This window comes from Brevibacterium rongguiense, from assembly GCF_009857845.1.
Classification (GTDB): Bacteria; Actinomycetota; Actinomycetes; order Actinomycetales; family Brevibacteriaceae; genus Brevibacterium; species Brevibacterium rongguiense.
The window spans coordinates 49,966-65,558 of sequence record NZ_WWEQ01000003.1; the positions used below are offsets into that span (position 1 = coordinate 49,966).

Here is a 15,593-nt window from a genome sequence, read left to right on the forward strand (position 1 = left end):
CGGTGCCGGCGCCCGCCTGAGGGCGCCTCGGGCGCGGGTCGGCTAGCATCGCTATGGCACGAAACGCGACCTGAGGAGAGAAATGCTCGATGTCCACGGCGGGGCTCCGCTGACCGGCACGGTGCGCGTCCGCGGCGCGAAGAACCTCGTGCCGAAGGCGATGGTGGCCTCGCTGCTGGGCGACACGCCCTCCGTCCTGCGCAGCGTGCCGCGCATCAGCGACGTCGACGTCGTCACCGGCCTGCTCGGCCTGCACGGCGTGGCCGTCGAGTCGCGGCCCGACGGCGACCGGCCCGACGGCGAGCTGCTCATGGACCCCGCCAACGTCGAGCAGGGCTCCATCGTCGACATCGACGCCCACGCGGGCTCCTCGCGCGTGCCCATCCTCTTCTGCGGGCCCCTGCTGCACCGCCTGGGCCGCGCGTTCATCCCGGACCTGGGCGGCTGCAAGATCGGCGACCGGCCCATCAACTTCCACCTCGACGTGCTGCGCAGCTTCGGCGCGGAGGTGGAGAAGACCGCCGGCGGCATCAAGCTCGAGGCGCCGCGGCGCCTGCGCGGCACGAAGGTCAAGCTGCCCTACCCCTCCGTCGGTACCACCGAGCAGGTGCTGCTGACCGCGGTGCGCGCTGAGGGCACGACCGAGCTGAAGAACGCGGCGGTCGAGCCGGAGATCATGGACCTCGTGGCCATCCTCCAGAAGATGGGCGCGATCATCGCCGTGGACACGGACCGCGTCATCCGCATCGAGGGCGTCGACTCGTTGGACGGCTACGTCCACCGCGCGCTGCCCGATCGCATCGAGGCGGCCTCCTGGGCCTCGGCGGCGCTGGCCACCGGCGGGGACATCTTCGTGGAGAACGCCGCGCAGCCGGACATGATCGCGTTCCTCAACATCTTCCGCAAGATCGGCGGCGCCTTCTCCGTCGAGGAGGAGGGCATCCGCTTCCGCCACCCCGGCGGCCGGCTGTCCTCCGTCGTCCTCGAGACCGACGTCCACCCCGGCTTCATGACCGACTGGCAGCAGCCCCTCGTCGTGGCGCTCACCCAGGCCCAGGGTCTGTCGATCATCCACGAGACGGTCTACGAGAACCGCTTCGGCTTCACCGGCGCGCTGCGCCGCATGGGCGCGACCATCCAGTCCTACCGCGAGTGCCTGGGCGGCACCCCCTGCCGGTTCGGGCGCCGCAACTTCCTCCACTCCGCGGTCATCTCCGGGCCCACGCCGCTGCACGGCGCGGACATCGAGGTGCCGGACCTGCGCGGCGGGTTCTCCCACCTCATCGCGGCGCTCAGCGCCGAGGGCACCTCCCACGTGAGCGGCATCGAGCTCATCAACCGCGGCTACGAGGACTTCATGGACAAGCTCGCGGGCCTGGGCGCCCAGGTGGCCCAGGCATGAGCGGCGACCCCCAGGCCGCCCACCGCATCGACTTCTCCGCGGCCTCCCTGCGCTCGATGAGCCGCGCCGGCTCCGCCGTCGCAGCCCCCGTGCGCGTGCTGTTCCGGGCCTGCGGCCGGATCGTCGAGGAGGGCACCGAGCACCTGCCGGCGCACGGGCCCGTCATCATCGCCGCCTACCACGCGAACTACCTCGACCCCATCCTCGTGGGCCTCGCGCTCAAGGGCCGCGGCCACATGCCCCACTACCTGGCGAAGTCCCAGCTCTTCACCGGGGCGCTGGGCGCCGTGCTGCGCAGAATCGGCCAGATCCCCGTGCTGCGCGGCTCCGCCCGGGCCGGAGATTCGCTCGTCTACGCGCGGCAGGCGCTCGAGGCGGGCGCCACCGTCGTCATCTACCCGCAGGGCACGCTGACGAAGGATCCCGAGCTGTGGCCGCAGCCAGCCCGCTCCGGCGCCGCCCGGCTCGCACTGCAGACCGGCGTGCCCGTCGTCCCCGTGGCCCACTGGGGGCTGGAGACGAGCTACCCGCGCGGGGCGAAGGTGCCCAAGCCCGCCCCCCGTCAGCCGCTGACCGTGCGCTACGGCGCCCCCATCGACCCGCGCGGCTTCGGCACCGGCCCCGCGGCGATGACGGCCCTGTCCCACCGCATCACGGCCGCCATCGCCGCCGAGCTCGCCCAGCTGCGCGGCCTGCCGCTGCCCGAGCGGTACCGCGCGGACCTGGGCGAGCCGGCACAGCACGAGCCCGCCGCGGATGCCGCGCGGGATGCGAACCCCACGGACGAGGAGGCCCGATGACGACGGCAGTGATGGGCGCGGGCTCGTGGGGCACCACGTTCGCCCAGGTGGTGGCCGACGCGGGCCACCCGGTCACCCTGTGGGCCAGGCGTCCCGAGGTCGCCCGGGAGATCGCCGAGGAGCACACGAACGCGCGCTACCTGCCCGGACTCGTCCTCAACAAGGCGATCACCGCGACCGCGGACCCGGCCGCGGCGCTGGCGGGGGCGGACACCGTCGTGCTCGCCGTGCCCGCGCAGAGCCTGCGGGACAACCTCGAGGCGTGGGCGGGCCTCATCCCCGCCGACGCCGTGCTCGTGAGCCTCATGAAGGGCGTCGAGCGCTCCACCGGCATGCGCATGAGCGAGGTCATCGCCGATGCCGCCGGGGCCAGCCCCGAGCGCATCGCCGTGGTGTCCGGGCCCAACCTCGCCCGCGAGATCGCCGACCGCCAGCCCACCGCCACCGTCGTGGCCTCCGCCAGCCTCGCCACCGCCGAGGCGGTGGCCGACCTCACCGCCAACGCCTACTTCCGGCCCTACACGAACGCCGACGTCGTGGGCGTCGAGCTGGGCGGGGCCGTGAAGAACATCATCGCGCTGTCGGTGGGGATCGCCGACGGGCAGGGCCTGGGCGACAACTCGAAGGCCTCGATCATCACCCGCGGGCTCGCGGAGACCAGCCGGCTGGCGATGGCGATGGGCGCCGACGCCCAGACGCTCTCCGGCCTCGCCGGGCTGGGCGACCTCGTGGCGACCTGCGCGTCGCCCCTGTCGCGCAACCGCTCGTTCGGCCGCCTGCTGGGCGAGGGGCTCAGCGTCGAGGAGGCCACCGAGCGCACCCGGCAGGTGGCCGAGGGCGTGAAGTCCAGCCCCGCCGTGCTGGCGCTGGGGGAGGCCCACGGCGTGGAGCTGCCCATCACGCAGGCGGTCAGCGCGGTCATCGACGGCACGCTCGACGTGGGCGAGCTCGCCGGGGTCCTCCTCTCGCGCAAGCGCAAGCACGAGGGCCTCGAGCGCTGAGGCCGCCCGAGCCCCCTGCCGCCTGCCCCGGCAGCCGCTAGGGTGGGCAGCACGGATCCACCACGTCAGGAGGCATCATGACCGAACAGCCGAATTCCCCGTTCTGGAACCTGCAGGACGTCCCCCGCTTCGACCTGGTGAGCACGGACATCGCGCAGGGCCAGGAGCTGGGCCTCGCGCAGTGCTCCGGCGCGATGGGCGTGGAGGGCGGCCAGGACCGCTCGCCGCAGCTGTCGTGGTCGGGCTTCCCGCCGGAGACGAAGGCCTTCGTCGTCACGGCCTTCGACCCCGACGCCCCCACCGGCTCCGGCTTCTGGCACTGGACGCTCGCGGATCTGCCCGCCGACGTCACCGAGCTGCCCGCGGATGCCGGCAACCCGGACGCGAACGCGCTGCCCGACGGCGCCTACATGGTGCGCAACGACACCGGCGAGCCGCGCTTCGTGGGCGCCGCGCCGCCGGAGGGCCACGGCCCCCACCGGTACTTCTTCATCGTCCACGCGCTCAGCGAGCCGCTGGGCCTCGACGAGTCCGCGAGCCCGGCCTACGTGGGCTTCAACGTGTTCTTCAAGGGCATCGGGCGAGCCTGGATCGAAACCACGTCCGAGGCCAAGTAGTCTTCCCAGCATGACCAGCTCCGCTCCGCAGCCCGCCCCCGCCCGCTCCGCAGCCCCGCAGCCCGCAGCCCCAGGCGGACCCGCGCCGCGGGAGGACGAGCTCCCGCTCGTGGCCGTGCTCTTCGGCGGCCGGTCCTCCGAGCACGCCGTGAGCTGCGTGGGGGCCAAGGCCGTGATCGGCGCGATCCACCGCGAGCGCTTCCGGGTGCTGCCCATCGGCATCACCCAGGAGGGCACGTGGCGCCGCGTCGAGGACTGGGCGGACTTCGCGTTCGATCCGCAGCGCATGCCGGAGGTCGTCGACGACGGCACGGAGATCCTCGTCGCGCCCTCCGGGGCGCACTCCCCGCTGCGCGAGCGCCTGGCCGACGGCACCGTGCGAGAGCTCGGCCGGGTCGACGCGTTCTTCCCCGTCCTCCACGGCAAGCACGGTGAGGACGGGACGGTCCAGGGCCTCTTCGAGCTCATGGACACCCCGTTCGTGGGCGGGGGCGTGCTCCCCTCGGCCGTGAGCATGGACAAGCACTTCATGAAGGTGGTCCTCGCCGGGGCGGGCATCCCCGCCTGCCCATGGGAGACGCTCACCGCCGCGCAGTGGGCGACCGACCCCGAAGTCGCAGCGCAGCGGGTCAGCGAGCAGGGCTTCCCGGCCTTCGTCAAGCCCGCCCGCGCCGGCTCGAGCGTGGGCATCAGCCGCATCGAGTCCGGCGAGCAGCTGCCCGCCGCCATGGCCGAGGCACTCGCCCACGACGACAAGGTCATCGTGGAGCCCGGCATCGACGGCCGGGAGATCGAGTGCTCGGTGCTGGGCGGGCGCGTGGACGCGCAGCTGCGCACCTCGCTGCCGGCGGAGATCATCGTCAAGGGCGACCACGCGTTCTACGACTTCGAGGCCAAGTACCTCGATGCCGACGGCGCCGAGGTCGTGTGCCCGGCCGACATCGACCCGGAGACCACCGCGCGGGTCCAGGACGTCGCGCGGCGGACGTTCCGCGCGTTCGACTGCACGGGCCTGGCCCGCGTCGACACGTTCGTCACCCCCGCGGGCGAGGTGCTCGTCAACGAGCTCAACACGCTGCCCGGCTTCACCCCGACCTCCGGCTACCCGCTCATGTTCGCGGCCTCCGGGGTGGGCTTCGAGCAGCTGGTCGCCGAGCTGCTCGACATCGCGCTGCGCGACGCCCGCTGAGCCGCCCGCGCGCCTCACCCCGCTGTCCCACCCGGGCATCGCACCTAGCCGCGGACGGGAGTCCCGTCCTCGCCGATGTCCTCGGCGGACTGGCACTTGTCCTGCTGGTGCAGCGCCGCAACGGCGGGGGAGACGGCGTTGAGCACATTGGCCCCGGAGGCCTTGCGCGGGTCGACGAGGACCTCGACGGCGGGGTCACGGCCGAAGCTCACGAACTTCCACGACTCCTCGCTCTGCTCCAGCGAGATCCAGTCGACCCCGCTGACGCTCACGCACGGCTTCGTCGTGGGTGCCGGGGGCTCCATCCCGCAGCGCAGCACAGCGCCGGCCGGGTCGCCCCACGCGGTGGTGGCCTGCGCGGAGGTCTTGCGCTGGGCGAGGTCGTCGATGCGGTCGGGCAGGCGCAGCATGACGGTGGCGCAGTCCGGCGCCGCGGCGCTGGGGGCGGGCTCCACGATGAGGGTTCCCGCGCAGCCGCTCAGCGCCACGGCGCACAGGCCGCTCACGGCGGTGAGGAGCGTGGGAAGGCGCATGCGACCAGCGTAGACCCCGAGCCCGGGCATACTGGACGAAGGGCCGCGGGCCCAGCGGCACAGCAGCGGAGGGCGGGAAAGTATGGAGCACACCGAGGCGGCGCAGGCGCAGGACCGGGCGCGCACGCTCGGCGCGCTGGGTGAGGACGAGGTGCTGCGGCGCATCCTCGCCCGGGTCGCCGCGCCCGCCGGCACGGCGGTCGGCCCCGGCGACGACGCAGCCGTGAGCACGCCCGCGGGCCCGCTCGTCAGCACCGCGGACATGCTCGTCGAGGGCGAGGACTTCCTCGCGGAGTGGCTCGACCCGCGGGCCCTCGGCCGCAAGGCGGCCGCCCAGAACCTCGCGGACATCGCGGCCATGGGCGCCGATCCCCACGGGCTCCTCGTCTCCCTGGCCGCCCCCGCGGACACGCCCATCGAGACGATCGAGGCGATCTACGACGGGCTGGCCGCCGAGTGCGCGCGCGCCGGCACGGGCATCCTGGGCGGCGACCTGTCCGGCTCGGCCGTCCTCACCCTGGCCATCACCGCGCTCGGCACGCTGCCCGCCCCGGCCGGCACCGGTGCACCCGCCGGCTCCGCCCGGCCCTGGCTGCGCAGCGCGGCGCGCCCCGGAGACGCCGTCGTCCTGGCGGGCACGGTGGGCCGCGCCGAAGCCGGCCTCGACCTGCTGTTCGCGGGCTTCCGGGCAGCGAGCGCCCCCGCGGGCTGCGCCGAGCTCATCGAGGCCCAGCTCGCCCCCCGCCCGGACTACGCATCGGCCCGCGCGCTGCGCGGCTGGGCCCGGGCGGCCATCGACGTCTCCGACGGGCTGGCCGGGGACCTGGGCCGCATGGCCCGCGCCTCGGGCGTGCGCATCGACCTCGACCCCGCCGCCCTCGACCGCCTGGCGCGCCCCCTGCTGCCCGCGGCCCGGGCCCTGAACCCGGCCGGGGACGCCGCAGCCCACCGCGAGCGCGCCCGGGGCTGGGCGCTCGCCGGCGGCGAGGACCACGGCATCATCGCCGCCGGCGCGGCCCCCACGCCCGGCCCGCCGCAGCGGGGCACTCCGGTAGGGTGGGAGCCGATCGCGGCCTGCAGTGCGGGCGATTCCGGCGTGTACCTGGCCGGGCGCCCCGTGGGCCTGAAGTCCTTCAGCCATTTCAGGGAGAACGGGTGAGCACGGATCCGGTGCGCCTCAACGGGCGCCTGGCGGCCCGCTGGGCCCGGCGCACGGTCGAGCGGATGCGCCGCGAGCGCAGCGGCATCGACTCGCTCAACGTGTTCCCCGTCCCGGACGGCGACACCGGCTCGAACATGTACCACACGGTGCGCAGCGCGTACCGCGCCGTCGAGGGCCTGTCCGGCTCGGTCACGCTCCCGGAGGTCGTGGGCGCCATGGCCACGGGCGCTCTGCGCGGGGCCCGCGGCAACTCCGGCCTCATCCTCTCCGTCGCGCTGCGCGGCGTCGCCGATGCGCTCGAGGACATCACCGTCCTCGACGCCCCCGCGTTCGCCGGCGCCCTCGAGCTCGCCGCCGCGCGCGCCAACGACGCGATCGCCGACCCCGTCCACGGGACCATGCTCACGGTCCTCCACGCCATGGCCGAGGAGGCGCGCGAGCAGGCCGACGACGGCGCGGACCTCCTCGCACAGATCGCCGCCGTGCGCGCCCGCTCGCGCACCGCGGTCGCGGAGACCACCGGCCAGCTCGACGTGCTCTCCGACGCCTCCGTCGTCGACGCGGGCTCCACCGGCATTGTCGAGCTCTTCGACCTCCTCTACCTCACGGTCACCGGCCACGACCTCGAGGCCGTGAGCGCCGCCGCGCACGTGCGCGCGGACGGGCCCGCCGCCGTGCCCCAGGTCAGCGCGGAGGCCGGGATCGAGCTCGTGTACCTCCTGGGCGGCCCCCGCGACCGCTCCCGGCCGGTCAAGCGGGCGCTTGCGAAGGCCGGCGGCACCTCGGTCGTCGTCTCCTGGCCCAAGGTCCACGTCCACGTCCCGGACGAGGCCGCGGCCGAGCGCGCTCTCGCGGCGATGGCGCCCCTGCCGATCCTCCAGCTGCGCGCCGAGGACCTCACGGTCGCGGGCGGGGTGCACCGGGAGGCCGAGGTGCTCGTCCTCACCCGCGCCCCCGGGCTCCTGCTGCCCGCGGCCCTGGCCGAGGCGACGGCCGTGGCCGCCGGCGATGCCCAGGCCCGCACGGTGCTCACCGGGCTGCGCGACGACGCGGCGGCCGCCGGCACCGAGCAGGTCGTGCTCGCCTCCTCGCAGGCCGATGCGCGGCTGGCCCACGCGGTCTTCGACGGCGCGGAGCCGCGCGGCCCCGCCGCCAGGATCGTCGCCGTCGACGGGCCCGTCGCGGCACTGGCCGCGCTCGCGGTCTACGACCCCCAGCTGCCGGCCGAGGCCGCCGCCGAGGAGATGGCGGCGGCCGCCGCGAACGTCCGCGGCGGCGAGCTCGTCCGCGCCCGCCGCTCGATGGCCGGGCCCGTCATGCACGACTCGGACGCGTGGCTGCTGCGGGTGGCCGGGCGCACCCGCGCGCTCGAGGACGACCTCGGCAGCGCGCTCGCCGCCCTCGCGGACCTCCTCATGGCCCCCGGCGGGGAGCTCATCACCGTCATCGGCGGCGCCCAGGCCCCCGCCGGCGCCCTCGAGGCCGCCCGGGGGCGCATCCGCGCGGCCCACCCGGACGCGTCGGTCGACCTCGTCGCCGGCGACGACCCCGCCTACGGCGCGAGCATCGGCGTCGAGTGAGCGGCGGGGCACCATGAGCGAGACCGGGCCCGCGCCTCGGCCGCCCCAGCTGGCGGACCTCATCACCGCCAAGCGCGACGTCAGGGCGCTGGAGAAGCTCGGGCTGTACTCGCTCGAGGACGCGCTGCGCTACTTCCCGCGCCGCTACATCTACCCCGGCCAGCCCACCCCCATCCGCGACCTCGAGCCGGAGTCCACGGCCGTTGTGCTGGCCTGGGTGGTGGGCGTGAGCTCGCGGCACATGCGCAACCGCCGCGGCAAGCTCACGACCGTCACGCTCAGCGACGGGATGGGCACGATCACCGCGACGTTCTTCAACCAGCCGTGGTTGGAGGCCAAGCTCCTGCCGGAGCAGTGGGTGGCGCTCACGGGCAAGGCCAGCCTGTACCGCGGCCAGCTCCAGCTGAGCAACCCCGTGCTGCTCAACCAGGCCGCGGGCGAGGCGCCGGACCTCGACGAGATCTCCCACCCCATCCCCATCTACCGGGCCTCCGCCCAGATCTCCACCCAGCGCATCCAGCGCCTCATCCGCGTGCTGCTCGACTCCGCGCCCCCGGAGGCCCTCGCCGATCCGCTGCCGGCCGATGTGCGCCTGGCCCACGGCCTGCCGGACTACCGCCAGGCGCTCGAGTACGTCCACCGGCCCATGGGCGAGCGGGAGCCCGAGCAGGCCCTCGAGCGGTTCAAGTTCGAGGAGGCGTTCGCCCTCCAGGCGGAGCTGCGCACCCGCCGCGTGCGCACGGAGCTCGAGCCGGCGGTGGCCCTGCCCGGCGAGGCCGGCGGCCAGCTGCGCGCGTTCGACGAGTCGCTGCCGTTCGAGCTCACCGCCTCGCAGCGGCGGGCGGGCACGGAGATCTCGAAGGACCTCGCCTCCACCTCGCCCATGAACCGCCTGCTGCACGGCGATGTGGGCTCGGGCAAGACGCTCGTGGCCCTGCGCGCCATGCTCCAGGCCGTCGACTCCGGCAAGCAGGCAGCGCTCCTGGCCCCCACCGAGGTGCTCGCCGGCCAGCACTTCCGGTCGCTGTCGGCCATGCTGGGCCCGCTCGCGGAGGACGGCTCCCTGTTCGCCAACCCCAGCGGGGTGCGGCTGGCGCTGCTCACCGGCTCCACGCCGGCCAAGGAGCGCCGGAAGATCGCCCTCGACCTCGTCGCGGGCGAGATCGACATCGTCGTGGGCACCCACGCCCTGCTGAGCGACTCGACGATCTTCCACGACCTGGGCCTCGTCGTCGTCGACGAGCAGCACCGCTTCGGGGTGCGCCAGCGCGAGCAGCTGCGGGCCAAGGGCAGCGGGGCCGTGCCCCACACCCTCGTCATGACCGCCACCCCCATCCCGCGCACCGTGGCGATGACCGTGTTCGGCGACCTCGACGTCTCCGTGCTGCGCGAGCTGCCCGGCGGCCCGCGCGCCATCGCCAGCCACGTCGTCTCGCTTGCCGACCACCCCCACTGGGCCGCGCGGATGTGGGAGGTCGTCGGCGAGCGGGTCGCCGCCGGCCAGCAGGCCTTCGTCGTCGCCTCGCGCATCGAGACGCAGGAGGCGCTCACCGACCCGGAGACGGGCGAGCCCGTGCCGGAGGCGGTGGGCGTGGCCGACCTCGCCGAGCGCATCGCCGCCCTGCCCGCGCTGCGCGGGGCCCGCATCGAGGTCCTCCACGGCCGGCTCGAGCAGGGGGAGAAGGACGTCATCATGTCCCGCTTCGCCCACGGCGAGTTCGACGTGCTCGTCGCGACGACCGTCATCGAGGTGGGCGTCGACGTGCCCAATGCCCGCACGATGGTCATCATGGACGCCGACCGCTTCGGCATCGCCCAGCTCCACCAGCTGCGCGGGCGCGTGGGGCGCGCCGGCGACGACGCCGTGTGCTTCTTCGCCACGAACCGGCCCGAGGCCCACGAGTCCGCCGAGCGGCTGGCCACGGTGGCGGGCACGCTCGACGGCTTCGCGCTGGCCGACTACGACGTCGAGCAGCGCCGCGAGGGCGATGTGCTCGGCCGCTCGCAGTGGGGCGCGCGGACCTCGCTGCGCTACCTCTCCGTCATCCGCGACGAGCCGATTGTGCTCGCCGCCCGCACCGCCGCGCACCGCCTCGTCGACGAGGATCCGGAGCTGGACCGCCACCGCGCGCTGCGGGCCTACATCGACCGGCTGCTCGTGCGCGACGACTCCGACTGGATGGAGACGTCGTGAGCGCCCGCGCCCGGAGAAGGCGGGCCTAGTGCGCATCGTCGCAGGCCGCCACGCCTCCCGCCCGCTGCGCACGCCGCCGGGCGACGGCACGCGGCCCACCTCGGACCGGGTGCGCGAATCGCTCTTCGGCTCGCTCGAATCGCTCGGCATGCTCGCCGGCGCGCAGGTCCTCGACGTCTTCGCCGGCTCCGGCGCGCTGGGCCTCGAGGCGCTCAGCCGCGGGGCCGCGCGCGCCGTCTTCGTCGAGCGCGCCGCGGGCCCCGCCCGCGTCATCGCGGCCAACGTGGCGGCGCTGGGGGAGGGGACTGCCGCCGAGGTGCGCGTCCAGGCCGCGCTGCCCGCCCTGGCCGCGCTCGCCCAGGAGGGGCGCGCCTTCGACCTCGTGCTCGCCGATCCGCCGTATCCGCTGCCCGAGGCCCAGGTGTCCGCGGTGCTGGCGGCCGCCGCCGTGCTGCTGGCCGACGACGCCTCGCTCCTCGTCCTCGAGCGCTCGGCGCGCTCGCCGGAGCCCGATGCCGCGGGCGCCGGGCTCGCGCTCTACGACACGAAGTCCTACGGGGAGACTGCCGTCTACCTGTTCGAGCGTGCGCGCTAGGCGGGCGGCGCGCCCGGCTACGATGGGCGCATGAAGGTCGTCTGCCCCGGTTCGTACGATCCCGTCACGGTGGGCCACATCGACATCGTCGCCCGCGCCGCCGCGCTGTTCGATGAGGTCGTCGTCGCCGTCGTCCACAATCCCGCCAAGACCGGCCACTTCCCCGTCGACGAGCGCATCGCACTCATCCGGGCGGGGCTCGCGGAGGACGAGTGCACCGCGGGGGCCGACAACATCGCGATCGACGACGTGGCCGGCGGCCTGCTCGTCGACTACTGCCGCGACATCGGCGCGAGCGCCGTGCTCAAGGGGCTGCGCTCGGGCACCGACTTCGCCTACGAGCTGCCCATGGCGCTCATGAACCGCCACCTGACAGACCTCGAGACCCTCTTCGTGCCGGGCGATCCGCGCTTCGAGCACGTGTCCTCCTCGCTCATCCGCGAGGTCCACGCGCTGGGCGGCGACATCTCCGGGCTCGTCCCCGCGGCCGTGCTGGAGGCGATGGACGCCCGATGAGGCCGGCGTGGTTCGCAGCCCTCGTCGCGCACACGATCGCGCTGCACGGGGTCTACAACGCGTCGAAGGTCCTCATGAGCTACCGCACGCTCGACATGGGCGGCGGCAGCGTCGCGGTGGGGCTGCTCACCGCCGTGTACTCGCTGGCCCCGCTGCTGCTGGCCATCCCCGTGGGCCGGCGGGTGGACCGCGGCTATGCGATCCCCATCATGTGGGCCGGCACCCTGCTGTCGGTGGGCGGCATCGTCGCCGCGGCGCTCGCGGGCGCCCTGCCCGTGCTCATGGGCGCCGCGATGGCCGTGGGCCTGGGCCAGCTGCTCATGACGGTGGCCGGGCAGGCGCTCATCCCGCTGAGCTTCGAGCCCGCGGACGTCACGGCCCGCTTCGGCACGCTCACCCTGGGCGTGTCGATCGGACAGACGGTGGGCATGCCGATCGCGGGCTTCGCCGCGGGCACGGGCGGCCACCCGGACGCGGTGCGCGGCATGTGGGTGATGGCGGGCCTCGCCGCGCTCGCCATCCCCGCGATGCTCGGCGTCATGGCCCGCCCGGCCGGCCCGCGCATCGCCCGCGCCGAGGCGCGCGCCGCCGCCCGCTCCCCGCTGGCCCTGCTGCGCATCCGGGGCATGAAGCCCGCGATCCTCGCCTCGATGGCGACGCTGGCGGCCATCGACCTCATGAGCGCCTACCTGCCCGTGCTCGGGCAGGCCCACGGGGTGGGTGTGCAGGCGGTGACGCTGCTGCTCACGGTGCGCACGCTGGCCACGATCGTGGCGCGCACCGCGATGGGCGCGCTCATGGCCCGGGTGCGGCTGACGACGCTGCTGTGGCTGTCCTCGGCGGCGGCCGGCATCTGCCTGCTGCTCTTCCCGGTGTGGGTGACGGTGCCCGTGCTCGCGGTGCTCATGGTCATCAGCGGCTTCGCGTTCGGGCTCACCCAGCCGCTCACGATGGGCTGGGTGTCCCACCTGGCCGATGCCGCCAACCGCGGGGCGGTCATGTCGATCCGGCTGGCCGGCAACCGGCTGAGCCAGGTCGTGCTGCCCTCGCTGGCATCGGCGATGAGCGCGGTGTTCGCCACCGGCTCGATCTTCGCGATGTCCGGTGGCCTGCTGCTCGCCTCGAGCGCGGCGACGTGGGCCAGCGCGCGCGGCGCGGTCGGCGATGGCCCCGCGGGCGAGGGAGGCCCCGCGGGCGAGAGCGGCGAGCCGCGCGCGTGAGCGCGCCCACCGTCACACCTCGGGCCCGGGTGCGCGGTTGGCGCCCGGGCCCGGGAGCGGCTAAGGTGGTTGTTTGCGTGTCAATTCGGGGCAGTGACCGGCTGGCCGATGTCGAGAAGAGGTGAGACGGGTGAAGGGAAGCAATCCCCTGATCCTCGACCTCCGCGCCATGAACCTGCTGGACAAGCCGGGTGAGTGGACGAAGCTCGACGAGTCGGTGCCCGCCCCGGAGGACCTGCGGATCGAAATGATCGGGGTGCCTGCTGGCTCGCCCCTGCATCTGAGCCTCCAGCTCGAAAGCGTCGTCGAGGGCATCTACGTCTCCGGCAGCGTGCGGGCAACCGCGGAGGGCGAAGACGCACGTACCCTGGAGCACCTCGAACTGCCGCTCGACGTGGCGATCAACGAGCTCTACGTGTACGAACGGGAGCCGGAGGACGAGGACTCGTATGCCGTCGAGCACGGCACACTGGACCTCGATCCCGCCATACGGGACGCGGTGGTCATGGCTCTGCCGTTCCGGCCGCTCGCGCAGCCGGATCACGGGGAGTTCAACTACACCGTGGGCGAGGACCTCGAACCTGAGGAGGATTCCGATCCGCGCTGGTCCGCACTGAGAAGTCTGTTGGAAGAAGAGAAGGAGAGCTAGTCGTGGCTGTTCCCAAGCGCAAGCTGTCGCGCAGCAACACCCGCCACCGCCGTTCGCAGTGGAAGGCCCAGGTTCCGACCCTGGTCAAGACCGTCGAGAACGGCCGCGTCGTGTACTCGCGCCCGCACCAGGCCAAGGTCGTCGAGGATTCCGCGGGCACCCCGCTGTTCCTCGAGTACAAGGGCCGCAAGGTCGCCGACGCCTGAGCAAGCCTCACGTGTCAGCGCAGAGCCTGCGTGAACTCACCGAGCGTCTCGGGGTCGACATCGACCCCGAGACGCTTCGTCTTGCGCTCACACACCGCTCCTACGCGTTCGAGCAGGGCGGCATCCCCACCAACGAGCGCCTCGAGTTCCTGGGGGACTCCGTGCTCCAGCTGGTGAGCACCGAGTCGCTGTTCTACGACAACCCGCAGCTGCCCGAGGGTCGCCTGGCCAAGATGCGCGCCGCCGTGGTCAACACGAAGGCGCTCGCGCAGATCGCCCGGCGCACCGGGATCGGGCAGTTCCTGCTGCTGGGCAAGGGCGAGGAGTCCACCGGGGGCCGGGACAAGGACTCGATCCTCGCGGACACCGTCGAGGCGCTCATCGGCTCCGCCTACGTCTCCTGCGGCCGCGAGGCCGCGTTCGCGCTCGTCCACCGCCTCATCGACGACATGCTCGTCCAGGCCGTGACGCTGGGCGCCGGGATGGACTACAAGACCACGCTCCAGGAGGCCGCCGCGGACCTTGCCCTGGGGACCGTCACCTACGAGCTCACCGCCGCTGGCCCCGACCACGCGCGCGTCTTCACCGCCGTCGCCCTGCTGGGGGAGCGGGAGTGGGGCTCCGGTGCCGGGTCATCGAAGAAGGGCGCCGAGGCGCAGGCCGCCAAGGCCGCCGTGGGCGCCATCCGGGCGCAGTTCCCGGACTACCGGCGCCCCTGAGCCGTGCCCGAGCTGCCCGAGGTCGAATCCGTCCGCCGCGGCCTGGCGCGCTGGGTGACGGGCGCGCGCGTGGAAGGCGTGCGCGTGCTCGACGAGCGGATCCTGGGCACCACCTCCCAGCGCGACATCCCCGCCGGCGCCGGCCGGGTGCTCGCCGCCGAGGTCGATGGCGCCGGCCTGCTGGCGCCCGAGCGCCGCGGCAAGTTCCTGTGGGTGCCGCTGTCCGATGGGCAGCGCGCGCTCGCGCTGCACCTGGGCATGAGCGGCCAGCTGCGCATCCACACTCCCGATGAGCCGCTGCACCGCCACACCCGCGCGGTCTTCGAGCTCGCCCCTCCGGAGCCGCCCGGGCAGGGCCCCGCCGCCGAGGAGCGGGTCGAACTGCGCTTCGTCGACCAGCGGATCTTCGGACACGTGGGCATCGAGCCGCTCGTGTACGGGCGCGCGCACTGGGGCTCGGCCGAGCGGCGGCCGGTGGGCGCCTCGGCGGCGGAGATCGCCCCGGACCCGTTCGAGGAGGGCTTCGATGTCGCGGCGACCGCGCGCGTCATGGGCCTGCGGCGCAGCCCCGTCAAGGCGGTGCTGCTCGACCAGGGCGTGGTGAGCGGGATCGGCAACATCTACGCCGACGAGGCGCTCCACGCAGCCGGCGTCCACCCCGCGGCGCTCGCCGCGCGACTGCGACCGGCCCGCCTGCGCGCGGTCCTCGAGGCGGCGCGGTCGGTCATGGCCGCGGCCTTGGACGCCGGCGGCACGAGCTTCGATGCGCTCTACGTCCACGTGAACGGGGAGTCGGGACGTTATGCGTTGAATGTCTATGGGCGGGAAGGTCACCCGTGCAACCGTTGCGGTACTCCAATCGTACGGGAGAAGTTCAGGAACCGCTCGAGCCATTTTTGCCCGCGCTGCCAACGGAAACGCTAGCTTCGGCGGTTGTGCCCGGCACGACTACGACTGGCCGGACGAGATCCTCGCACACTTTCCATAGCTACGAGAGATTCGTGCCGTCCTGGGTCCCACGGCTCCACGAGATTTGCCGAGACAATGGAGCCATGGAACGATTCATCAACTTCTGGCGCGATCGGCGCATGCTGTGTACCGGCTGCGGCCATTGTTTCGTCGTCGACCTGGACTGGATCGACCGCTGGGAGCAGAGCGGAGAGAAGTACCCGGTTGCGGCTTGACGTGCGAGCACGAGGACGCACCACGC

The 15,593-nt window shown here is 73.9% G+C and carries 17 protein-coding genes; 16 read left to right on the top strand and 1 reads right to left on the bottom strand.

Annotation, left to right across the window (positions count from 1 at the left end; genetic code table 11):
- The first annotated feature begins 82 nt into the window (after positions 1–82).
- From murA to GSY69_RS01215, 5 genes are all read left to right on the top strand, one after another.
- Positions 83–1,402 carry a UDP-N-acetylglucosamine 1-carboxyvinyltransferase gene (murA, locus tag GSY69_RS01195; RefSeq protein WP_160952092.1) on the top strand — a complete coding sequence of 440 codons (1,320 nt, stop codon included), beginning with the start codon at positions 83–85 and terminating at the stop codon, positions 1,400–1,402.
- Positions 1,399–2,202, top strand: a complete 804-nt coding sequence (locus GSY69_RS01200; protein WP_160952093.1) for a lysophospholipid acyltransferase family protein — start codon at positions 1,399–1,401, stop codon at positions 2,200–2,202. Before murA ends, GSY69_RS01200 begins: the two co-directional genes overlap by 4 nt.
- Positions 2,199–3,203 carry an NAD(P)H-dependent glycerol-3-phosphate dehydrogenase gene (locus GSY69_RS01205; RefSeq protein WP_160952094.1) on the top strand — a complete coding sequence of 335 codons (1,005 nt, stop codon included), beginning with the start codon at positions 2,199–2,201 and terminating at the stop codon, positions 3,201–3,203. The genes GSY69_RS01200 and GSY69_RS01205 overlap by 4 nt, the downstream gene beginning before the upstream one ends.
- A gap of 77 nt (positions 3,204–3,280) precedes the next feature.
- The gene (locus GSY69_RS01210) at positions 3,281–3,820 is read left to right on the top strand and encodes a YbhB/YbcL family Raf kinase inhibitor-like protein (RefSeq protein WP_160952095.1); all 540 of its coding nucleotides are present in this window, start codon (positions 3,281–3,283) and stop codon (positions 3,818–3,820) included.
- A gap of 10 nt (positions 3,821–3,830) precedes the next feature.
- A complete protein-coding gene (locus GSY69_RS01215) occupies positions 3,831–5,009 on the top strand; it encodes a D-alanine--D-alanine ligase family protein (protein ID WP_160952096.1) in 1,179 nt (392 codons plus the stop codon).
- A 44-nt stretch (positions 5,010–5,053) separates the two neighbouring features.
- Here the strand turns inward: GSY69_RS01215 and GSY69_RS01220 are convergent, their stop codons facing one another.
- Positions 5,054–5,542: a DUF3515 domain-containing protein gene (locus tag GSY69_RS01220; RefSeq protein ID WP_160952097.1), complete on the bottom strand. Its 489-nt coding sequence runs from the start codon at positions 5,540–5,542 to the stop codon at positions 5,054–5,056.
- A gap of 82 nt (positions 5,543–5,624) precedes the next feature.
- On the opposite strand from GSY69_RS01220, the gene thiL reads away from it, so the two are divergent.
- The 11 genes from thiL to GSY69_RS14850 all read left to right on the top strand — a co-directional run bounded on the left by thiL (position 5,625) and on the right by GSY69_RS14850 (position 15,567).
- Positions 5,625–6,701, top strand: a complete 1,077-nt coding sequence (thiL, locus tag GSY69_RS01225) for a thiamine-phosphate kinase (protein ID WP_160952098.1) — start codon at positions 5,625–5,627, stop codon at positions 6,699–6,701.
- The gene (locus GSY69_RS01230; protein ID WP_160952099.1) at positions 6,698–8,284 is read left to right on the top strand and encodes a DAK2 domain-containing protein; all 1,587 of its coding nucleotides are present in this window, start codon (positions 6,698–6,700) and stop codon (positions 8,282–8,284) included. The genes thiL and GSY69_RS01230 overlap by 4 nt, the downstream gene beginning before the upstream one ends.
- A 13-nt stretch (positions 8,285–8,297) precedes the next feature.
- Complete coding sequence (locus GSY69_RS01235; protein WP_160952100.1) at positions 8,298–10,478, top strand: ATP-dependent DNA helicase RecG; 2,181 nt, start codon at positions 8,298–8,300, stop codon at positions 10,476–10,478.
- Complete coding sequence (gene rsmD / locus GSY69_RS01240) at positions 10,390–11,073, top strand: 16S rRNA (guanine(966)-N(2))-methyltransferase RsmD (protein WP_328698715.1); 684 nt, start codon at positions 10,390–10,392, stop codon at positions 11,071–11,073. The genes GSY69_RS01235 and rsmD overlap by 89 nt, the downstream gene beginning before the upstream one ends.
- Before the next feature lie 30 nt (positions 11,074–11,103).
- Positions 11,104–11,589: a pantetheine-phosphate adenylyltransferase gene (gene coaD, locus GSY69_RS01245; protein ID WP_160952102.1), complete on the top strand. Its 486-nt coding sequence runs from the start codon at positions 11,104–11,106 to the stop codon at positions 11,587–11,589.
- Positions 11,586–12,809: an MFS transporter gene (locus GSY69_RS01250; RefSeq protein ID WP_160952103.1), complete on the top strand. Its 1,224-nt coding sequence runs from the start codon at positions 11,586–11,588 to the stop codon at positions 12,807–12,809. The genes coaD and GSY69_RS01250 overlap by 4 nt, the downstream gene beginning before the upstream one ends.
- A 130-nt stretch (positions 12,810–12,939) precedes the next feature.
- Positions 12,940–13,458 (top strand): YceD family protein, encoded by a 519-nt coding sequence (locus tag GSY69_RS01255; RefSeq protein WP_268529166.1) that lies wholly within the window; start codon positions 12,940–12,942, stop codon positions 13,456–13,458.
- 2 nt (positions 13,459–13,460) lie between these two features.
- Entirely contained in the window at positions 13,461–13,664 is a 204-nt protein-coding gene (gene rpmF / locus GSY69_RS01260) for a 50S ribosomal protein L32 (RefSeq protein ID WP_160952104.1), read from the top strand.
- A gap of 11 nt (positions 13,665–13,675) precedes the next feature.
- The gene (gene rnc, locus GSY69_RS01265) at positions 13,676–14,383 is read left to right on the top strand and encodes a ribonuclease III (RefSeq protein WP_160952105.1); all 708 of its coding nucleotides are present in this window, start codon (positions 13,676–13,678) and stop codon (positions 14,381–14,383) included.
- A gap of 3 nt (positions 14,384–14,386) precedes the next feature.
- Positions 14,387–15,307 carry a bifunctional DNA-formamidopyrimidine glycosylase/DNA-(apurinic or apyrimidinic site) lyase gene (gene mutM, locus GSY69_RS01270; RefSeq protein ID WP_160952106.1) on the top strand — a complete coding sequence of 307 codons (921 nt, stop codon included), beginning with the start codon at positions 14,387–14,389 and terminating at the stop codon, positions 15,305–15,307.
- Between the two features lie 128 nt (positions 15,308–15,435).
- Complete coding sequence (locus tag GSY69_RS14850) at positions 15,436–15,567, top strand: hypothetical protein (RefSeq protein WP_268892133.1); 132 nt, start codon at positions 15,436–15,438, stop codon at positions 15,565–15,567.
- The last annotated feature ends 26 nt before the right edge of the window (positions 15,568–15,593 follow it).

What these genes read in the sequence shown, in the direction of transcription:
- GSY69_RS01200 (WP_160952093.1), top strand. Translation starts at nt 1,399, where the DNA reads ATGAGCGGCGACCCCCAGGCCGCCCACCGCATCGACTTCTCCGCGGCC.
- GSY69_RS14850 (WP_268892133.1), top strand. Translation starts at nt 15,436, where the DNA reads ATGGAACGATTCATCAACTTCTGGCGCGATCGGCGCATGCTGTGTACC.
- GSY69_RS01205 (WP_160952094.1), top strand. Translation starts at nt 2,199, where the DNA reads ATGACGACGGCAGTGATGGGCGCGGGCTCGTGGGGCACCACGTTCGCC.
- GSY69_RS01220 (WP_160952097.1), bottom strand. Translation starts at nt 5,542, where the DNA reads ATGCGCCTTCCCACGCTCCTCACCGCCGTGAGCGGCCTGTGCGCCGTG.
- coaD (WP_160952102.1), top strand. Translation starts at nt 11,104, where the DNA reads ATGAAGGTCGTCTGCCCCGGTTCGTACGATCCCGTCACGGTGGGCCAC.
- GSY69_RS01235 (WP_160952100.1), top strand. Translation starts at nt 8,298, where the DNA reads ATGAGCGAGACCGGGCCCGCGCCTCGGCCGCCCCAGCTGGCGGACCTC.
- murA (WP_160952092.1), top strand. Translation starts at nt 83, where the DNA reads ATGCTCGATGTCCACGGCGGGGCTCCGCTGACCGGCACGGTGCGCGTC.
- GSY69_RS01250 (WP_160952103.1), top strand. Translation starts at nt 11,586, where the DNA reads ATGAGGCCGGCGTGGTTCGCAGCCCTCGTCGCGCACACGATCGCGCTG.
- thiL (WP_160952098.1), top strand. Translation starts at nt 5,625, where the DNA reads ATGGAGCACACCGAGGCGGCGCAGGCGCAGGACCGGGCGCGCACGCTC.
- GSY69_RS01210 (WP_160952095.1), top strand. Translation starts at nt 3,281, where the DNA reads ATGACCGAACAGCCGAATTCCCCGTTCTGGAACCTGCAGGACGTCCCC.
- GSY69_RS01215 (WP_160952096.1), top strand. Translation starts at nt 3,831, where the DNA reads ATGACCAGCTCCGCTCCGCAGCCCGCCCCCGCCCGCTCCGCAGCCCCG.